The organism is Pedobacter sp. 22163, assembly GCF_052045595.1.
In the GTDB taxonomy this organism is placed as follows: Bacteria; Bacteroidota; Bacteroidia; order Sphingobacteriales; family Sphingobacteriaceae; genus Pedobacter.
Window position 1 is genome coordinate 419,578 of the sequence record NZ_JBQEPM010000006.1, and the last position, 17,658, is coordinate 437,235.

The following is a 17,658-nucleotide window of genomic DNA, read 5'->3' on the forward strand; positions in this document are numbered from 1 at the left end:
TATGTGCGCAAAAACAATAGATACGAAGGATATAACATACGATAGCCTGTTACAAGGTAATAAGGACTGGGTTAAAGATACAATTGACAGTGATCCTGCCTTTTTTGATAAACTGTCTGAAGGCCAGAGCCCACCGGTATTGTGGATTGGTTGCTCTGATAGCCGTGTGCCTGCAAACCAGATTACCAACACCAGACCTGGAGATATTTTTGTACATAGAAACATCGCCAATGTGGTGGTGCATACTGATATGAATTTACTTTCAGTATTAGATTATTCCATTAATGTATTAAAGGTAAAACATGTTATTGTTTGTGGCCATTATGGCTGCGGTGGTGTGAAAGCTGCATTAGGCAATAAACAGGTTGGAATTATTGATAACTGGTTGAGAAATATCCGCGATGTATACCGTACGCACGAACGTGAAATGGCGACAATCAAAGATCCTGATCAGCGTTTTGACCGCTTAGTTGAATTAAATGCCATTGAAGGCGCTGCCAATGTAACCAATACATCAATTGTACAAAGCGCCTGGGCCAATGGCCAGGAGTTAGCGGTACATGCCTGGGTTTATAGTTTAAAAACAGGAATCATCAAAGACTTAAAAGTAACCTGTACTTGTCTTGATGATGTTGCCCCTGCGTTTAAAGTAGGATAAAGCACCATAATAAGTGCTATTTTTTAGTTGTTAGGAAAAGCTCCCGATTTTACATCGGGGGCTTTTATTTTTCGGTGGTATTGGGCATATTTCCTGCTTCCCCCTTATTGCCTTTTTCTGCATCTGTTCTTGCTTCTTCCGAACCAAAATCGCCCATTCCGAAATCTCTGCCGAGGTTACCCGCTTCAGTTTCAACACTATTTTTCTTTTCGTTATCGTTGCTCCGATGGCGCGGCACCTGCTGATCGGGCATGTTAGTTTTATCGGCGCCGTTATCAGCATTTTTATTGCCCAGATTTTTGTTGTTATCTTTTGTGTTTTCCATGATCTTCTAAAGCTATTTATATAAAACAGCATAAAAGAAGATTGGTTTTACATCTTTAAACAAGTGTTGTATAAATCGAGTTGGTCAGGGGAAATCGACCAACCGATCTGTTTTATTTAGTTTTCGCTTCTTCGGTACTTAATAAAGTTTCCAATTCTTTCACCTTTTCCGGATATTTTAGTGCAAGGTTGTTCTTTTCGCCCAAATCATCATTTAGGTTATACAATTGCGCCGTAGGCAGATTTCCACTATCGGTATGGGTAAGCTTATAAAAAGCTTCTCCTTTTGATGGTCTGATATATTTCCAGTTATCTTTAACAATTGCCAGTTGATTACTCTGTTCAACGAAGAAATCACGACCTTTTTTGTCTTTTCCGGTAAAAGCATCCCACACATTTTTACTGTCAATTGCGTTTTTGCTTTCTACATTGAAAAAGCTGGCAAAGGAGGCTAAGAAATCAATCTGTGAAACTAAGGCTCCAGAAACGCCCGGTTTGATTTTTGCCGGCCACGAAATAATAAAAGGTTCACGTGTACCACCTTCTAAAATGCTGTATTTGCCTCCGCGTAAACTACCTGCAGGTGTGTGGCCGTTTAATTTTTCGAAACCCTGATCTTCATAGCCGTCCATAATTACAGGACCGTTGTCGCTACTGAAAATGATCATCGTATTTTTATCAATACCCAGGTATTTTAGTTGTTTTGTTATTTCGCCAACCGCCCAATCGAGTTGTAAAATTACATCACCACGATTACCCAATTCACTTTTCCCTTTAAACATGGTGGAAGATAAACGTGGTACATGCGGTTCGGTTAAGGCATAATACAGGAAAAATGGCTCTTGTTTATGATCTTCGATAAAGCTCTTCGCTTTGGTTAAAAAGGTAAATGGAATTTCCTCATCAGTCCAGCGGGCAAGTTTGCCTCCCTGCATATAACCAATGCGGCCAATGCCATTTACAATAGTCTGGTTGTGCCCATGATTAACTTCAGCAGGCATTTTTAACAGTTCCGGATGGTCTTTTCCTGTTGGATCAGTACCAACCGGACTTTTATAATCCACTGTAATCGGATCTTTAGGATCTAAACCTACAACGAATTGATTTTCCATAAAAACTGTTGGCACCCTATCGGCAGTAGCCGGGAAAATAAAGGAATAATCAAAACCAACTTCTTTTGGCCCAGGCTTTACTTCTTTGTTCCAGTCTTTTTCTACTGCATTGCCCAAACCTAAGTGCCATTTGCCAACAAGGCCTGTTTTATAACCAGCTTGCTGAAAAATTGATGGTAAGGAACTATTATCAGTTGGGATAATCAATGCCGCATCGCCTGGCAAAACACCTGTTCCTTTTTTACGCCATGCATATCTTCCCGTCATTAAAGAATAGCGCGAAGGCGTACAGGTAGATGCGGTTGCGTGACCATTGGTAAACCGCAGCCCTTGTTTTGCCAATGCATCAATATTTGGGGTTTTTATTTTCGTTGCGCCGTAACAGCTGAGGTCGCCATAACCCAAATCGTCTGCATAGATGATAATTACATTGGGTTTCTTTTGTGCTGTGGCGTAAAAGTTAAAGCTGGCGAGGCCAATAATGAGGAGTAATAAAAATTTGTGGTTCATGGTTAGAAAGGGCATTCGGTTAGGCATAAAAAAGGCCAAACAATGATGCTTGGCCTTATGTTTAATATTAATCTTCCGCTAAGAATGGGTAACGGTAATCAGTTGGCGATTCGAAAACCTCTTTAATGGTACGAGGAGAAACCCAACGCAATAAATTGATCATCGAGCCTGCTTTATCATTTGTACCAGAGCCTCTTGCGCCGCCAAACGGCTGTTGACCTACAACAGCGCCTGTACACTTATCATTGATGTAAAAGTTGCCGGCCGAATTGCGTAGCGCATGACTTGCTTTTTCAATTGCATACCTATCTTGTGCTATTAAAGCACCAGTTAAGGCATAAGGCGAGGTAGTATCGATTACTTCTAAAATCTGGTCGAAGTCTTTATCTGCATAAACATATACACTTAAAACAGGGCCGAACAACTCTTCGCACATGGTTGTATATTTCGGATCATCAACCACTAAAACAGTTGGTTCAATGAAATAACCTTTACGCTTATCGTAGTTACCACCAGCGATAATTTCTACACCTTTATCTTTTTTAGCCTGATCGATATATTTTGCTAATTTATCAAAAGAACGCTCATCGATAACGGCATTAATAAAGTTGCCAAAATCTTCTGTTCCGCCCATTTTAAAGCTGGCAAGATCAGTTAACATCTGCTCTTTAATTTCTGGCCAAAGGCTTTCTGCAATATAAACACGACTAGCAGCTGAACATTTTTGTCCCTGGTATTCGAAAGCACCACGAACAATTGCCGTACTTGCTGCTTTTGTTTGTGCAGATGGATGAACCAGGATAAAATCCTTACCGCCGGTTTCGCCAACAATACGTGGATACGATTTGTATTTGTGGATGTTTGTTCCAATTGTTTTCCAGATTTCCTGAAAAACTTTTGTTGAGCCCGTAAAGTGGATGCCTGCAAAATCAGGATGGTTAAAAATCACTTCACCCGTTTCAGGGCCATCAGCATATACTAAATTAATAACGCCATCGGGTACACCTGCTTCACGGAAAATTTCCATTAAAAGGTTAGCAGCGTAAACTTGAGTATCAGCGGGTTTCCAAACCACAACATTACCCATCATTGCTGCCGATGCTGGTAAATTAGCAGCAATTGCCGTAAAGTTGAAAGGAGTAAGGGCGAAAACAAAGCCTTCTAATGGGCGTTGTTCAACACGGTTCCAGCTTCCACGAGGAGAAACAGGAGGTTGTTGTTTGTAAATATCTACCATGTAGCTTACGTTAAAACGTAAGAAATCGATAAGCTCACATGCAGCATCAATTTCAGCCTGGTAAGCATTTTTGCTTTGGCCTAACATGGTTGCGGCATTTAATTTATAGCGATATTTACCTGCAATTAGGTCAGCAGCTTTTAAGAAAATTGCAGCACGGTGTTCCCAAGCCAGGTTTTCCCAATCTTCTTTTGCCGCTAAAGCAGCATCAATAGCTTGTGTAATATGAGTTTTGTCGCCAATGCTGAATTGAGCTAAAATATGTTGGTGATCGTGCGGTGGAACAACTTTCCCCTTTTTTTGGGTATGAACTTGTTTGCCGCCAATATACATCGGAATGTCTTGTTGGTGTGAGCGGGCCTCTGCAAGTGCTTCTTTTAAAAGTGCACGTTCTTTACTGCCTGGGCCATAATTTAATATAGGTTCGTTTACCGGAGTGGGTACGTTAAAAAATCCTTTAAGCATATTTTATTTTTTATGATTTGGACAAAGATAACGCTTTTTGGGGTAGGCAATTCTATTATTCTGTAAAGAAAATAAAGCAAACGTTTGACTGGAATAGTCAGAGACAGAAGTCTGGAGGCTGAAGCAGATGAGCAGGTAATTTTAAAGAAGTTGTGGTTAAAATGTGGGTATTGGATAAGAAGAGATGACAACTTTACTTAAATGGCGGCAAGAAAGTTGGCAACACTGGTTACAAAAGAAGCTTTTGCTTCATCATGTCTAAAAAATCTTTACGATAAGTTTCTCCTATCAATATTTCTGCAGAAATACCTTTTAAAATAATTCTGTTTCCATCAATGGAGGTGATTTTATTAAGTGCCACTATAAACGATTTCTGCACACGTACAAATTGCGCTTTGGGCAATCTTTCCTCCACATCTTTCATGCTTAGCAGCGCAAGCGTTCTAATCCCATTATGGTGGAAAGCAATATAATTTTTCATGCCTTCAACAAAATCAATTTCGGCAATATTAATTTTCAGCATCTTACCTTTAGCCTCTGTTTTAACCATAAAATAATCATCATCCTGCTGGTTCAATGGGGTCTGAATTTTTTTAGTGTTAATGATCTTTTGAGCCTTATTTATTGCTTGTAAAAAACGGGGCAGGGGGATAGGTTTAACTAAATAATCAACCACATCAAGATCAAAACCGGCAGTGGCAAACTCTTTATAGGCAGTAGTAAGTATCACCTGTGCGTCTTTGTTGTTCATCGTTTGGATGAAATCAATGCCCGATATCTCTGGCATATGAATATCTAAAAAAATGAGATCTACCGGGTTGCTGCTTAAAAAACTTAGGGCATCAATCGGATTGGTAAATGTTGCAGCGATCCGTATTGCAGCAACAGATTTTAGGTAATGTTGTTTAGTTTTATACTTCTTTACGTAGTCAATCCAATCGGCGGTATCGGCAGGTATTTCTACATCGGGTTTAATCCCTAAATCGGTTCCATCATTGGAAGCGCGCATTAATCGGGCTGCAGGGTAAATTAAATTGAAGAAATTACAGGGCATTTGGGTTGTTACACTCTCTACATAATTAACCGATCCGGAACTATTTGTGCCAAATAGTTTCACCTTTTTGCTCTGTTTGGCCTGTAAAATAAATAATTCGGAGGCACTTGCCGATCCATCGTTCATTAAGACAGAAACACGGGATGGTTTTTTAAATATCTTATCGTATTTAATGGTGTCAGCCGGGTAAGCTAAATATAGTTCACCGCGATGTGCTTTTAATTTGCTTATGATTTTTTTGAAATATTCCTGTAAATCTTCCGGAAGATCAGGCAATGGTTTTTCATAGCCATCTTTAATATTATCATCAGTAGCTAAAATTTGGCCTTTTTCCGAAAAAATAGGATTAGTGTATAGATAAGGCAATATTTTTTCAAATGCGCCAACAGCACCACCTCGGTTATTCCTTAAATCGATGATAAAATGCTCAGTGTTTTCTAGTATCGAGGCATTTTTAATCATCAAACTATCTGTTTCATTTTTATAATCGAGATAAAAACTAGGGATTGTTATCAAAGCGGTTTTATCATCTAGCTTTTTAAATTTGGGGTTGAGTGAACTGTATGATGTATTTTTTGGTAAATCATTTTTGTAAAATTTTCCAATCTCTTTGAGATCCATCGTATCTTTGTTTAGCGAAACCCTGGCAGGGTAAGGTGAATGATCTCTGGCCAGAAAAGAGGTGAATGTATAAATGCCTTTTGTCTTTTTAGCTCTAAATTTAACCTGTTGTACCGCCCACATCGCAGTATTGTACTTAATCATAAAACCTATAAACTCATTGTGGTTTAAACTATCTCTAACAATACCAAGTTTTGTCGTATTGGATACGTTAGTCCATATTCCCTCAATACTATCTGTTTGACCTTTATGCATCGCGAGGTGGCTTTTTAGTTTTTCTTCATTCCAAATCGTTTTTTCTTCTTTTGAAAAAAAATCCCGGATTTCGTCCTTCGGGCTACTTTCGTTAAAGGATATGTTCATATGCCCGTCCTTAAAAAAACCAAGCCATTCTCTACATACAGCTATGCATTTATTACTACCTGTATTGTGTGCGACTTTTTGCAGGCTATCGGTAAGGTATTCAAATCGTTTCTGTGTTTTCTGATTAATTTTATCGGCATAGCCTACATAATTTTTCTTAATATGCTGCACCATAAAAGAAAAGTTATCACCGCAATTGCAGTTCTGGGCTTGTAAATTGTAAAATGGAAATAAAAGCAATAAATAGAAGATAATTTTTTTCATAGTTTTCAATTACAATTATAGTCGATATTTATACTTAAAGGACAAACTATTTTAAAATACATATATGTCTTATCTTCTATGTGGGTTAATGTAAGATCTGATTGTCGCCAGTTGGATTTGATATCGACAATTTCTGATGTTATTATCTCTTTTTGTCCTTATAAAAAGGCTTTTAGTGTATCTTTTTTTTTGATAGAAATTTAATATCCAATAATTGTTTCATGTTAGGCCGACGTAGGCGGAATCTGAAAAGCCTTAAATGAGTAAGGAATAAAAATTTAAATTAAACGAAATGAAAAACTTAAAATTAGAAAGCTTTGGTATTCAGGAAATGGATGCTAAGGAAATGAAGATGATAGATGGAGGTAACCCTATTGTTCTTGGTGCAATTGGAATTGCAATGGGAGCTGCTGGTATGGCTGCAGGGTATTATATAGGTAAAGCTTGGTATCATTCAACACATTAATAATTAAAATAAATTTATAGAAGATGAAAAAAATTAATAATATTATCACCAATGATAATCTATCAGAGCTGACAAATGATGAATTGACGGCTACTAATGGTGGCTGTAAAGAATGGTTATTGATATTCGGTCTTGCTGGAATTGCCTGCTATGCTGGTTGGCATGATGCTTCAGGCGGTAAGCATGAAAAATAAAATTTTAATTTGCAACCGTTTTATCAAATATTGATAAAACGGTTAGTTTATTTTATATTTAAATATTATCTCAGTATTATTATGGTTTTTTTATTTATACTTTCAGCAATTCTACTACTTGTGCCATCTGTTTCATTAGTTACTGGTAATGCCAGTACTAAAGGGCTATCATTAATCAATATTTTATTGGTAATATTTGGTGTACTATTATTTTCACTTGCAACAGCTGAGCTATTGGGGCGGGCCTTTTTCTATTTTACCCATTAAAAATTTCAGAATCTCCTTCCTTACTAAAACAGTCCTACCAATATTGTCTTCCCTAAGTTTAGGATGACTATTTAAATAATACGTATAGGTAATTTCATATCAACTCTAAGTGTAATTGTGAATCTATAATCAATGCGATGATTATGTTATTATTAATATCTGGTTATTAATGAAGAGTCTGACGTATATATATTTTTTCTATCAAATTTGTCTTAATTTCAAAATTAATTAAGTATTAAAATCAAACTTTAACCATGGAAAAAACAGCCATCAAAAAAAATCAAAAAATGGTAAATATCTTATTTATTGCCATTTTGGTATGTATCTATCTTTTTGATCAGAGAACATATTTTATAAACGGAGTAATACAAGGCGTTAAAGATTTCGGTATTTTATTGCCTTAACAATTTTAATTAAAAATTTAATCTGAAATTGCTATGAAAACAATCTCTAGATCTTTATTTCTGGCTTTTGCGTTATTGGAGTAACTTATTTAGGTGGTTATTTTGTTGGTAAGGCGGTATACTATATTAGCCACCAATAAGCATTAGCAATACTTTTTTATACCTCCAGTATTTACAATTAGAAGAGTACTTGGTCGATAGAAATTATGAGGCCTTAACTCCTGAAATGCACAAGCCTAATATTAAATTTTAATAGATCTGTGTCTTCGTTGCAAATATCCTAAAACAACTCAGCTAATTCAGCGTTTCATCCCTACAATCCGCCTTTTCGTGTATCTTTTTTGTGGCATAAATTAATAATTACAAACTTGGCCTTAAGCAAGCCGATTGATGATTATGCCTTTTATAGAAGACGCCAATTTTGAAGATAATTCTATCATTTTTTTACACCATACCAAGGTACGTACACAAATTATTTATTCTGCCACAATTCTATTCATTCTTGTGGCTTTAGCTGCCTTACCTTTTGTTTATACAACAGTAAGCGTTAAGGGCAATGGTTCTTTGCGGAGTAATATCGAAAGAACTGAACTACTGGCACCTGTGGCAGGGAAAATTACCCTGATTAATTTAACGGATAACAAAAAAATAAAAAAAGGACAACTCCTTTTAAATATTGACCCTACTATACCTGAAACACAAAATGTGATTTTGAATAATCGCTCACGTGAATTAAAAGATTTATTAAATGATGCGCTCCTCGTTTTAAAACTGGTCGACTTAAGCAATGCAGGGCAACCTGCATTGCAAACCGGCCTGTATGCGGCAAGTTGGCAACAATACGCGGAGCAGATTCAAAACGCTTTAAATGCCCGCGAACAGGCCTACAAGATTTATAAAAGATATGAAACACTATATAGTAAGAAGGTTGTTACCGAATCAGAGTATGAGCAATATAAATTTAATTACGATCAGGCGCTTTCTGATTTTAATTTGGTGGCTAAAAAGTACAAAACACAGTGGCAAACAGAATCTAATCAATATAGAAAAGAATTAAAAGATCTCGATGGTCAGAAAATCCAGCTAACCGAGCAGGAGAAATTATATCATTTAAACGCCGGGGTATCTGGTACGGTGCAAAATCTATCAGGTTTACAATTGGGTTCGTTCATTACCGCCAATCAGAAAATTGGCGAGATATCGCCTGATAGTGCTTTGCTGGCCATCTGTTATATTAAACCTGCTGATATCGGTTTAATTAAAGCTGGCCAAACCGTCAGGTTTCAGATCGATGCTTTTAACTATAACCAATGGGGCCTGCTTGCCGGTGTAGTAGCCGACATTTCTGACGATATTATATTGATTAACCAAAGCCCTTATTTTAAAGTGAAGTGTAAATTAGACAAGGATTATTTAAAGTTAAAAAACGGTTATAAAGGGCAGGTAAAAAAGGGGATGACCTTTAATGCACACTTTACTATTGCAGAACGAAACTTGTATCAATTGCTTTACGATAAAGTTGATGATTGGTTAAACCCGTTAAAAGGTGTAGGGTAAAAGGCGTATGGTTTAAGGCGACAGCTTAAAGGCCAAATCCGAAAACTTTCAAATCTCACATCACCAGTCTCAAATCTAATATCTCCCTGCTAATGTCTACACTAATAAAACAACGCGATATTACCGATTGTGGCGCTGCTTGTTTGGCATCTATAGCTGCATTTTATAAATTAAAAATGCCTGTTGCGCGCATCCGCCAATTGGCCAGTACCGATCAAAAAGGAACCAATGTTTTAGGTTTGATAGAAGCGGCCAGCAAACTGGGTTTTGAAGCAAAAGGGGTAAAGGGAAATTTAGATAGCCTTTCTAAAATTCCATTGCCAGCGATTGCGCATGTGGTGGTAAAGAAGCAATAGCAGCATTATGTAGCCATTTATAAAGTAACCGATAAATACATTGAAGTAATGGACCCAGGTGATGGGAAAAAACACCGCAAAACTATTGCTGAATTTACAAGTGAATGGACAGGCGTATTGGTTCTGTTGTTACCTGATGAGGGTTTTAAGCAGGGAAATGAAAAGGTTGATACCAGAAGCCGTTTTTGGAACCTGATTAAACCGCACAAAAGTATTGTAACACAGGCGCTTTTTGGTGCTTTAATCTATACCATACTTGGACTATCTACCTCAGTTTTTGTGCAAAAAATAACCGACCATGTTCTGGTAGAAGGTAATCGGAACCTGCTTAATTTAATGAGCTTAATGATGGTGGCCATTTTAGCGCTGCAATTATTTATTGGAACGGCTAAAACTATTTTTACCATCCGCACGGGGCAGCAGATAGATGCACGATTAATATTGGGCTACTACAAACACCTCTTAAAACTGCCTCAGCAGTTTTTCGATACGATGCGGGTGGGCGAAATTATCTCAAGGGTAAACGATGCGGTTAAAATAAGGGCTTTTATAAACGATGTTTCCATTAACCTAGTTGTAAACGGCTTTATTGTTGTATTCTCTTTTATTTTAATGTTCAGTTATTATTGGAAACTGGCCTTAATGATGTTGGCTGTTATTCCATTGTATTTATTGATTTATTTTATCAGCAATAAACTGAACAAGAAAATGCAGCGCAAGTTGATGGAGGAATCGGCTGAGTTGGAATCGCAATTGGTTGAGGGCTTAAATAATGTAGCCACAATTAAAAGATTTGGTCTTGAAAGGTTTACCAACGAAAAAACAGAAATTCATTTTATTGGCCTGCTCAGAACAATTTATAAATCAGGATTAAACTCAGTTTTTTCAGGAACATCTACCGAGATTATTGCCCGTATGCTTACTATCATCTTGCTTTGGGTGGGTGCAGGTTATGTTTTAGATGGCGAAATTACCCCTGGGGAATTATTTTCTTTCTATACCCTTATTGGTTATTTTACTGGTCCGGCGACTTCATTAATTGGAGCAAATAAATCTATCCAGGATGCCATGATCGCCTCCGATCGTTTGTTCGAAATTATGGACCTGGAGATTGAACAAAATTCGTCGAGCATTTTCCTTACGAAAGAATTAATGGGCGATATCAGGTTTGAACATGTAGCTTTTAGATATGGCAGTCGTGTAAATGTGTTTGAAGATCTAAACCTAAAAATTAAGGCTGGAAGTTTTACCGCAATTGTAGGAGAGAGTGGATCTGGGAAGTCTACCTTAATGTCATTACTTCAAAATATTTATCCAATACAATCAGGCAATATTTTTATCGGTAATCATGCGCTTAAGTATTTGAACAATGCCTCTTTAAGAAATTTACTAAGCGTTGTGCCGCAAAAAATTGACCTTTTTGCAGGAAATGTAATCGAAAACATTGCCATTGGCGATTATGAACCAAATATGCAACAGATTATTAGTATTTGTACACAACTGGGAATTATCGATTTTATTGAAGCTCTGCCAGAAGGTTTTCAGACTTATTTAGGTGAAAACGGAGCCTCTTTATCGGGCGGACAAAAACAAAGGATTGCAATAGCAAGGGCACTCTACCGCAATCCTGAAATTTTAATTCTGGATGAAGCCACTTCCTCTTTAGATTCGGCTTCTGAGCAGTATGTGCAGCGAACGATAGATTTGTTGAGGATGCAAAAGAAAACAATCATCATCATCGCGCATCGGTTACCTACGATGAGAAAAGCTGATCAGATTATTGTATTGGATAAAGGAAAGGTTGTAGAAGAGGGGAGTCATACTGAAATGATGATTGCTAATGGACACTACGCCAATTTATGGAAACAACAATTTGGTGATGATGATTTAACGAGTTTGATGATACCCTCTTTCTATAAGAGTTGACAAATTTTCTTGCCTCCTTGCTAGTAAGTTGTCAACTCTGCAATTAATACACCAAAGCCAAATACTGCCCATGATGGCTTATGCAACCTGGTTTAGTGCGTTTATAGTCACTTGGATGATTTGGTGATTCGTAAATGGTTACTTTAATTTCTTCCAGTTTGCTATAAATAGGAGAAGCGATGGTATGAATGTATTGTAGCTCTATATCGCTTTTAGTGAAATAAGTATCGTTATCTATACTTACTGTGCCTTTTATCTGATCTGTGTTTGGATAAATAGTGCAATTTAAACTTTTAGGGGCGAAATTCCGGATTCCGGTTTTACGGTTATAAATTTTATAAGCCGATTCTTTCATACTCCATAACAGCCATACCATTTCATCAGGTCTTTTTGCTGATGAAATGAGTAACTGTTCTTCGGGGGTGAAAATTTTATCGAGGTAATTTTTACGCCTCCAGTTACTTTGGATTTTAGCCAGATCCAGATCAACGATATCGTTACCCAGCATGCGCTTCCAGTTTTTGAGCTATAATTTCGGTGGTGGCTTTTACGGTAAGCATTTTAGCCATCGAATCGTTGTCTATTTCAATGTTGAATTTCTCTTCAATATCTAAAACAATATCAACCAGGTTGGCAGAATTTATTTTTAAATCGTTTATAAAATCGGTGTTTTCGTCAATATGCGCTAATGCTGATGCCTCTTCGCTGTAAGGTTCAACAATTGTTTTTAAGGCTTCGATGATCTCTTCTTTATTCATGGGTATATTTTTTAAAAATAATGCAGGCGTTAATATCGCCAAAACCGAAACTGGCTTTAGCTAAGATATTAAATGGTTTATGAATTAAGGTTTGTGGAATGCATTTTACGTCAATTAAAGCGGTAATCTCTGGGCTTAGGTCTTCGCAATTAATATTGGGGAAAATAAATCCTTCTGAAAGCTCAAGCATTGAGGCCACGCATTCTATGCTCCCTGATGCTGCAATACAATGGCCAATCATACCTTTTACAGAATTGATGTATGGGAAATCATCATCAGGTAATTGTAGTGCTGCTTTCCAGTTTTCTATCTCCAGGGCATCTTTGGTTGTTGCGGTAAGGTGGCCATTAATCACATCAATTTCCTTGGCTTCAATACCCGCATTTTTTAATGCTGTTTGGATGCATCGCTGTACAGCGGTAGGATTTGGTGCAGTCATAGTACCTAAGCCCCGCTGACCGCCAGAATTGATATGGCCTCCGAGTACTTCGCCATATATTTTGGCTTTTCTAGCCATTGCACTTTCGAGCGATTCTAATACCAAAGCACCCGCGCCGCTTCCAGGTACAAAGCCACTTGCCGTTTTGCTCATAGGGCGGCTACCTTTTTCCGGTTCATCATTGTGTTTAAAAGTGCAAACTTTCATGGCATCAAAACCGCCCCAGATATAAGGGCCGCTGTCGCTGGTACTCCCTGCTAACATTCTTGTAGCCTGCCCTGTTTTAATCCTTTCGTAAGCCAGCAATATGCTTTCTGCTCCTGTTGCACAGGCCGATGAATTGGTACTTACCTGATTACCAAAGCCCAGCTTGCCACTGATAAATGCGCTTACGCCGCTGGCCATGGTTTGTATTACAACAGAACTTCCCAGTTTTTTGATTTCAAGCGCATCTATTTTATTAATTGCCCATCTAAATTTATCTATACCAGAAGTGCCCGCTCCGAAAATGGTACCACTATCCCAGTCGGGCTCTTCATTATTTTCGATGGTTAAGCCTGCATCTTTCCATGCATCTAAACCAGCAATAACACCATATATAATTCCTGTACTGTTTAGGTTTCGTAATTCAAGCGGTGTAAAATATTGGCTGATCCGCTCTTCGCTAAGTACTGGTTTGCCTGCTATCTGACAAGAGAAGTTTAAGGCTTCCAGATCGGGTTGATGGCGGATACCAGATAATCCTTTTTTTATGGCATCCGAAAACTCATCAATGGTAGTGCCATTGGGTGCGCATACGCCTAAACCGGTAATTACAACTCTGTTACCCATTTCCTTTTGAAATTAACATGCCCGAAATACTGCCTTTGCAAACCATTTCGCCTGCTGCATTTTCCATTTTTACTTTGCAACTTAGTTTATTAAACCTAAAATAAACTTTCTCACTCGTTACCGTAACCTGCTCACCAGGGTAAACCGGTTTTAAGAAATCAATAGCGTTTGACGTCATGGCGATGGATATATTTTGATCAATATCTTTTAACAGGTAAATGCCTAAACAGACCAATCCAATCTGCGCCATGGTTTCAGTGAGGATCACTGCCGGCGTTACCGGACGGTCTTTAAAATGGCCCTCGTAAAATGGAAGGTTTTCGGGATAGCTATATGTCCCGATTACGCCGTTTTCGTCAACATGCAGTAACTCATCAACAAATAGAAAAGATTTGCCGTAAGGGAGTTTAGCTAAGATCTCTTTTTTCATTAGTGATTAGTTGAATGATTACCATTGTAAAAGTATGCGTTGTGCCGAAAATCCAGGACCAAAGCTTAACATTAGTCCTTTTTCTCCAGGCCTTGGCTTTTTATCCATAATCCGCTCTAAAACGTAGAGAACTGTTGCGCTGCTCATGTTTCCATAAAGTCTTAAAACTTCTTTCGTTTCGTCTATATTTTTGCCCAGCTTGCCAAATAATTCTTCAACAATCTGGATAATTTTTTTTCCGCCCGGATGGAAGATTAAATGCTTTATATCATTAATGTCGAGTCCGTTTTTGGAAAGAAAAGGATGAATAATATCTGGAAAATGATTGGCAATGGTTTCCGGAACTGCTACATCCAGTACCATTTGCAGTCCGGTATTGGTTAGTTTAAATCCCATCATCTCTTCAGCATCATAAAAATGGTACATTTCTTCAGCCAAAATTTCTGGTCCGCTATCTTCTTCATTCGAACTTAACAGTACACAGGCGGCACCATCGCCAAATATTGCTGCGCTTACAATGTTGGCCATCGAAAAATCGTTTAATTGAAAGGTTGCCGTTGGTGATTCTACCGCAACAACTGCTGCGCGTTTGCCTGGATTAGCTTTTAGAAAATTCTTGGCATAAATCATGCCTGATACACCAGCAGCGCAACCCATTTCAGTAACCGGCAGGCGAACGATATCCTGACGGAGTTTAAGTAAGTTGATCAGATAAGCATCTAAAGAAGGGATCATGATACCGGTGCAGCTCACCGTAATGATGTAGTCTAAATCCTGAGCTTGCCAGTTTGCTTTTTCAAGTGCAGTTTCCAAACATTTGGCACCCAGCTTTATCCCTTCTCTTACATAAATATTGTTTCGCTCCTCAAAACTTAAATCACTAAAAACCTCTTCGGGCGCCATGATCGAGTATCTTTTATCTACCGCGGCACCTTCAAAAATCTTTTTTACCTTTCGGGTAAAGCGGTCATCCTGATCTTTTAGCCAAATATCTAGAAATGGTAAAATCTCAGCGGTTGATCTCCAAAATTCGGGCAAGGCTTTACTTACTGCTTTTACGGTTACGCTCATATTGTTTTAATTATCCATTGGTAGCGGAACGCCCATTTCCATTTTACTGAACTCGATTTCAGCTTTAATTGTTTGCTGTATTTAAGCAAATCTGCCCTTTTAAACCCGCGTAGAATTGATATTAAACCATCTTCTCTAGACATATCATTTAAGCGGAACACATAACATAATGCTTTAAACAGGTAATATGCCACTGCACTTCTTTGCAGGTCGTTTATTACAATACCCATTGTAGCCGATCTTTTAAAATTCTCCAGCAGATCGATAATTTCGTCATCTTTAAAATGATGAAGGGTTAAAGTACAAAGCATAATGTCGCAAGGTTCTGTTTTACTTAAATCATCAAAAATATCGCTGCAGGCGTAGGTAATATTGGGATAGTTTTTGGATAAACTTTGCGCATGATTTATAGTGAACCTATTGGCATCTATCCCTTTTAAAATAAAATGTAAACCTTGTTTATTAGCATAATCAGCCAAAGTGCGCAACATATCTCCATTTCCACAACCAATATCAGTAATACGAATAACCTCGTCTTTTGGTTTGCTGTTGATTAAGGTTTTAACCCCATCGAGTGTAACTTTATTACCACCAAGCAGTTGGTTGATACTCGCTATTTTGTCTAATGCATCGCGTAATATTTCACCTTCCATGGCGAAATCATCCATAATCTCCGGTGCTGTACTTCTATATGTTGTATCTAGTGGCATTTATTGTGAAATCTTGATCGGTTTACCATGTGTCTGTTTAATGATTTTATGGAGCAGAAAGGGCATTTTAGTCAATGCAAGCATGGCTAAATTTTCGAGTTTATTGTTCTTCAGCAAAGAAGATAATATTCTGCCCATTTTTAAGCGGCTTTTAAATTCCTTGTTCCAGTATAAAGTATAAGTTTTTTCCAGGGCTACACGCGAACTAATTTTTCCTTCCATTTTTTGATGCAAAAGTTCTGAAACAATTTTGGCACTGTGAACGGCCATGGCCATTCCGTTTCCACAAAGTGGATGAATTAATCCGGCAGTATCGCCAATCATTAAAATATGATTATAAACAGGTTCTTTATTTTCGAAAGAAATCTGACTGATGGTTAATGGGGCATCGAATAAACTGTTAGCATTTTCGAAAATAGCCTTCAGGTGCCTGTTTTTATAAAGTACATTTTCCTGGAAGGCAAGTAGGTTTTTGTGTTTTTTGAAACGCGCATAGTTAGCCAGATAACAGATATTCAATCGATCATTTTCAACCTTCGAAACGCCACAGTAGCCACCTTCAAAATTGTGAAGACTAACCAGATTATTCGGAAAATCAGCTTTGTAATGTGCTTTAACTGCCAGATAGGGTGATTGTTTATTGATGAAATTCCGGTTTAGCTTAATATCAATTGCTGATCTTTTTCCATAAGCGCCAATAACGTAAGTTGCAACAAAAGCGTTTTTAGCAGTTGTTACCGTGAATTGATCATTGACAAAGTTAATCTGTACAACGCGATCATGAATTACGTTAACCTTTCTCCTGATCAGTTCGGTATAGAGATAATGATCAATGGTGTATCTGCTTAAACCAAAGCCGCCAAGAGGTAATTTAGTTTTTATGCTTCTGCCAGAAAGGGAAGTAAAAAGCAGTTCGCTTATTAATGCAGGTGCAAGATTTTCAATATCCAGACCGAGCCATCCAAAATAAGGGAGCACCTCATTCGAAATATATTCGCCGCAAACTTTATGGTGGGGATAGGGGTCTTTTTCGATCAGCGTAACATTTAAACCCGCCTTATTCAGGTGAAGTGCTGTTGTTAAACCTGCCAATCCACCACCAATAATTAAAATTTCTGTTTCGGCTTGCATATGATAAGATGGAACCCCAATATAACATTTAAAACTCGGGTTTGTTCCATTTAAGCTTCTTTAACCACAGAGGTCATGGAGAGAAACACACAGAGGGTACCGAGTTAGGTGTGCAATGTGCTGTCCGAACATAGTGCTGTCAGATGTTACCATCTGACAGTTTCATTTTTTCGTTTGCGCTCGTTTCCAAACTAGTGCACAAATAGCTTTACGATTTTATCGTTTGTGACGATCGATTGTCTTTTCTGGGAGGTTCAAAAAACTTAAATAGTAGCACCACTGCTGCTGATTTAAGCTTCTTTAACCACTGAGATTATGGAGAGAAAAACACAGAGGGCACGAGTTAGGTGTGCAATGTGCTGTCCGAACAATGTGCTGTCAGATGTTACCATCTGACAGTTTCATTTTTTCATTTGCGCTCGTTTCCAGACGAGTGCACAAATAGCTTTACGATTTTATCGGTTGTGACGATTGATTGTCTTTTCCGGGAGGTTCAAAAACCTTTAATAG

Annotated in this window: 17 protein-coding genes and 1 pseudogene; 7 read left to right on the plus strand and 11 right to left on the minus strand. The window is 37.9% G+C overall.

Going from position 1 to position 17,658, the window contains the following annotated elements; all coding sequences use genetic code 11:
- Position 1: 1 nt before the first annotated feature.
- A complete protein-coding gene (gene can, locus ACTJKN_RS17845) occupies positions 2-658 on the plus strand; it encodes a carbonate dehydratase (RefSeq protein WP_426326018.1) in 657 nt (218 codons plus the stop codon).
- 64 nt (positions 659-722) lie between these two features.
- On the opposite strand, the gene ACTJKN_RS17850 is transcribed toward can, so the two are convergent.
- The 4 genes from ACTJKN_RS17850 to ACTJKN_RS17865 form a co-directional block, all read right to left on the minus strand.
- On the minus strand, positions 723-983 hold the full coding sequence (locus tag ACTJKN_RS17850) for a hypothetical protein (protein ID WP_440827097.1): 261 nt from the start codon (positions 981-983) through the stop codon (positions 723-725).
- Positions 984-1,095: 112 nt separating this feature from the next.
- Entirely contained in the window at positions 1,096-2,604 is a 1,509-nt protein-coding gene (locus ACTJKN_RS17855; RefSeq protein ID WP_440827099.1) for a sulfatase family protein, read from the minus strand.
- A gap of 67 nt (positions 2,605-2,671) precedes the next feature.
- Positions 2,672-4,306 (minus strand): L-glutamate gamma-semialdehyde dehydrogenase, encoded by a 1,635-nt coding sequence (gene pruA / locus ACTJKN_RS17860; RefSeq protein WP_440827101.1) that lies wholly within the window; start codon positions 4,304-4,306, stop codon positions 2,672-2,674.
- Between the two features lie 229 nt (positions 4,307-4,535).
- Positions 4,536-6,608, minus strand: coding sequence for a S41 family peptidase (locus tag ACTJKN_RS17865; RefSeq protein ID WP_440827103.1), 2,073 nt, complete (start codon positions 6,606-6,608; stop codon positions 4,536-4,538).
- A 292-nt stretch (positions 6,609-6,900) separates the two neighbouring features.
- Here ACTJKN_RS17865 and ACTJKN_RS17870 point away from each other — a divergent pair, with 292 nt between their 5' ends.
- The 6 genes and pseudogenes from ACTJKN_RS17870 (at position 6,901) to ACTJKN_RS17895 (ending at position 11,778) form a co-directional block, all read left to right on the plus strand.
- Entirely contained in the window at positions 6,901-7,074 is a 174-nt protein-coding gene (locus tag ACTJKN_RS17870; protein WP_440827105.1) for a hypothetical protein, read from the plus strand.
- A gap of 23 nt (positions 7,075-7,097) precedes the next feature.
- Positions 7,098-7,268 (plus strand): hypothetical protein, encoded by a 171-nt coding sequence (locus tag ACTJKN_RS17875; protein ID WP_157257954.1) that lies wholly within the window; start codon positions 7,098-7,100, stop codon positions 7,266-7,268.
- Between the two features lie 521 nt (positions 7,269-7,789).
- Positions 7,790-7,939, plus strand: coding sequence for a hypothetical protein (locus tag ACTJKN_RS17880; RefSeq protein WP_157257953.1), 150 nt, complete (start codon positions 7,790-7,792; stop codon positions 7,937-7,939).
- Positions 7,940-8,335: 396 nt separating this feature from the next.
- Positions 8,336-9,496, plus strand: coding sequence for an HlyD family secretion protein (locus tag ACTJKN_RS17885; protein WP_440827107.1), 1,161 nt, complete (start codon positions 8,336-8,338; stop codon positions 9,494-9,496).
- A 92-nt stretch (positions 9,497-9,588) separates the two neighbouring features.
- A pseudogene (locus ACTJKN_RS17890) lies at positions 9,589-10,866 on the plus strand (peptidase domain-containing ABC transporter); the annotation flags it as partial.
- A 138-nt stretch (positions 10,867-11,004) separates the two neighbouring features.
- Entirely contained in the window at positions 11,005-11,778 is a 774-nt protein-coding gene (locus ACTJKN_RS17895) for a peptidase domain-containing ABC transporter (RefSeq protein WP_440827162.1), read from the plus strand.
- Positions 11,779-11,821: 43 nt separating this feature from the next.
- Here ACTJKN_RS17895 and ACTJKN_RS17900 read toward each other — a convergent pair whose 3' ends face one another.
- The 7 genes from ACTJKN_RS17900 to ACTJKN_RS17930 are packed head-to-tail and all read right to left on the minus strand — an operon-like array spanning position 11,822 to position 17,148.
- Positions 11,822-12,286, minus strand: a complete 465-nt coding sequence (locus tag ACTJKN_RS17900; RefSeq protein ID WP_440827109.1) for a 4'-phosphopantetheinyl transferase family protein — start codon at positions 12,284-12,286, stop codon at positions 11,822-11,824.
- Complete coding sequence (locus tag ACTJKN_RS17905) at positions 12,276-12,536, minus strand: acyl carrier protein (RefSeq protein WP_440827111.1); 261 nt, start codon at positions 12,534-12,536, stop codon at positions 12,276-12,278. Before ACTJKN_RS17905 ends, ACTJKN_RS17900 begins: the two co-directional genes overlap by 11 nt.
- Entirely contained in the window at positions 12,529-13,806 is a 1,278-nt protein-coding gene (locus ACTJKN_RS17910) for a beta-ketoacyl-[acyl-carrier-protein] synthase family protein (protein WP_440827113.1), read from the minus strand. The genes ACTJKN_RS17905 and ACTJKN_RS17910 overlap by 8 nt, the downstream gene beginning before the upstream one ends.
- Positions 13,799-14,236 carry a 3-hydroxyacyl-ACP dehydratase FabZ family protein gene (locus tag ACTJKN_RS17915; protein ID WP_440827115.1) on the minus strand — a complete coding sequence of 146 codons (438 nt, stop codon included), beginning with the start codon at positions 14,234-14,236 and terminating at the stop codon, positions 13,799-13,801. The genes ACTJKN_RS17910 and ACTJKN_RS17915 overlap by 8 nt, the downstream gene beginning before the upstream one ends.
- Before the next feature lie 18 nt (positions 14,237-14,254).
- On the minus strand, positions 14,255-15,307 hold the full coding sequence (locus ACTJKN_RS17920) for a type III polyketide synthase (RefSeq protein WP_440827117.1): 1,053 nt from the start codon (positions 15,305-15,307) through the stop codon (positions 14,255-14,257).
- On the minus strand, positions 15,304-16,017 hold the full coding sequence (locus ACTJKN_RS17925) for a methyltransferase domain-containing protein (protein WP_440827119.1): 714 nt from the start codon (positions 16,015-16,017) through the stop codon (positions 15,304-15,306). Before ACTJKN_RS17925 ends, ACTJKN_RS17920 begins: the two co-directional genes overlap by 4 nt.
- Complete coding sequence (locus tag ACTJKN_RS17930; RefSeq protein WP_440827121.1) at positions 16,018-17,148, minus strand: NAD(P)/FAD-dependent oxidoreductase; 1,131 nt, start codon at positions 17,146-17,148, stop codon at positions 16,018-16,020.
- Positions 17,149-17,658 lie beyond the last annotated feature (510 nt).

Coding starts and splice junctions, on each gene's coding strand:
- can (WP_426326018.1), top strand. CDS start 2: ATGTGCGCAAAAACAATAGATACGAAGGATATAACATACGATAGCCTG.
- ACTJKN_RS17850 (WP_440827097.1), bottom strand. CDS start 983: ATGGAAAACACAAAAGATAACAACAAAAATCTGGGCAATAAAAATGCT.
- ACTJKN_RS17855 (WP_440827099.1), bottom strand. CDS start 2,604: ATGAACCACAAATTTTTATTACTCCTCATTATTGGCCTCGCCAGCTTT.
- pruA (WP_440827101.1), bottom strand. CDS start 4,306: ATGCTTAAAGGATTTTTTAACGTACCCACTCCGGTAAACGAACCTATA.
- ACTJKN_RS17865 (WP_440827103.1), bottom strand. CDS start 6,608: ATGAAAAAAATTATCTTCTATTTATTGCTTTTATTTCCATTTTACAAT.
- ACTJKN_RS17870 (WP_440827105.1), top strand. CDS start 6,901: ATGAAAAACTTAAAATTAGAAAGCTTTGGTATTCAGGAAATGGATGCT.
- ACTJKN_RS17875 (WP_157257954.1), top strand. CDS start 7,098: ATGAAAAAAATTAATAATATTATCACCAATGATAATCTATCAGAGCTG.
- ACTJKN_RS17880 (WP_157257953.1), top strand. CDS start 7,790: ATGGAAAAAACAGCCATCAAAAAAAATCAAAAAATGGTAAATATCTTA.
- ACTJKN_RS17885 (WP_440827107.1), top strand. CDS start 8,336: ATGCCTTTTATAGAAGACGCCAATTTTGAAGATAATTCTATCATTTTT.
- ACTJKN_RS17895 (WP_440827162.1), top strand. CDS start 11,005: ATGGGCGATATCAGGTTTGAACATGTAGCTTTTAGATATGGCAGTCGT.
- ACTJKN_RS17900 (WP_440827109.1), bottom strand. CDS start 12,286: ATGCTGGGTAACGATATCGTTGATCTGGATCTGGCTAAAATCCAAAGT.
- ACTJKN_RS17905 (WP_440827111.1), bottom strand. CDS start 12,536: ATGAATAAAGAAGAGATCATCGAAGCCTTAAAAACAATTGTTGAACCT.
- ACTJKN_RS17910 (WP_440827113.1), bottom strand. CDS start 13,806: ATGGGTAACAGAGTTGTAATTACCGGTTTAGGCGTATGCGCACCCAAT.
- ACTJKN_RS17915 (WP_440827115.1), bottom strand. CDS start 14,236: ATGAAAAAAGAGATCTTAGCTAAACTCCCTTACGGCAAATCTTTTCTA.
- ACTJKN_RS17920 (WP_440827117.1), bottom strand. CDS start 15,307: ATGAGCGTAACCGTAAAAGCAGTAAGTAAAGCCTTGCCCGAATTTTGG.
- ACTJKN_RS17925 (WP_440827119.1), bottom strand. CDS start 16,017: ATGCCACTAGATACAACATATAGAAGTACAGCACCGGAGATTATGGAT.
- ACTJKN_RS17930 (WP_440827121.1), bottom strand. CDS start 17,148: ATGCAAGCCGAAACAGAAATTTTAATTATTGGTGGTGGATTGGCAGGT.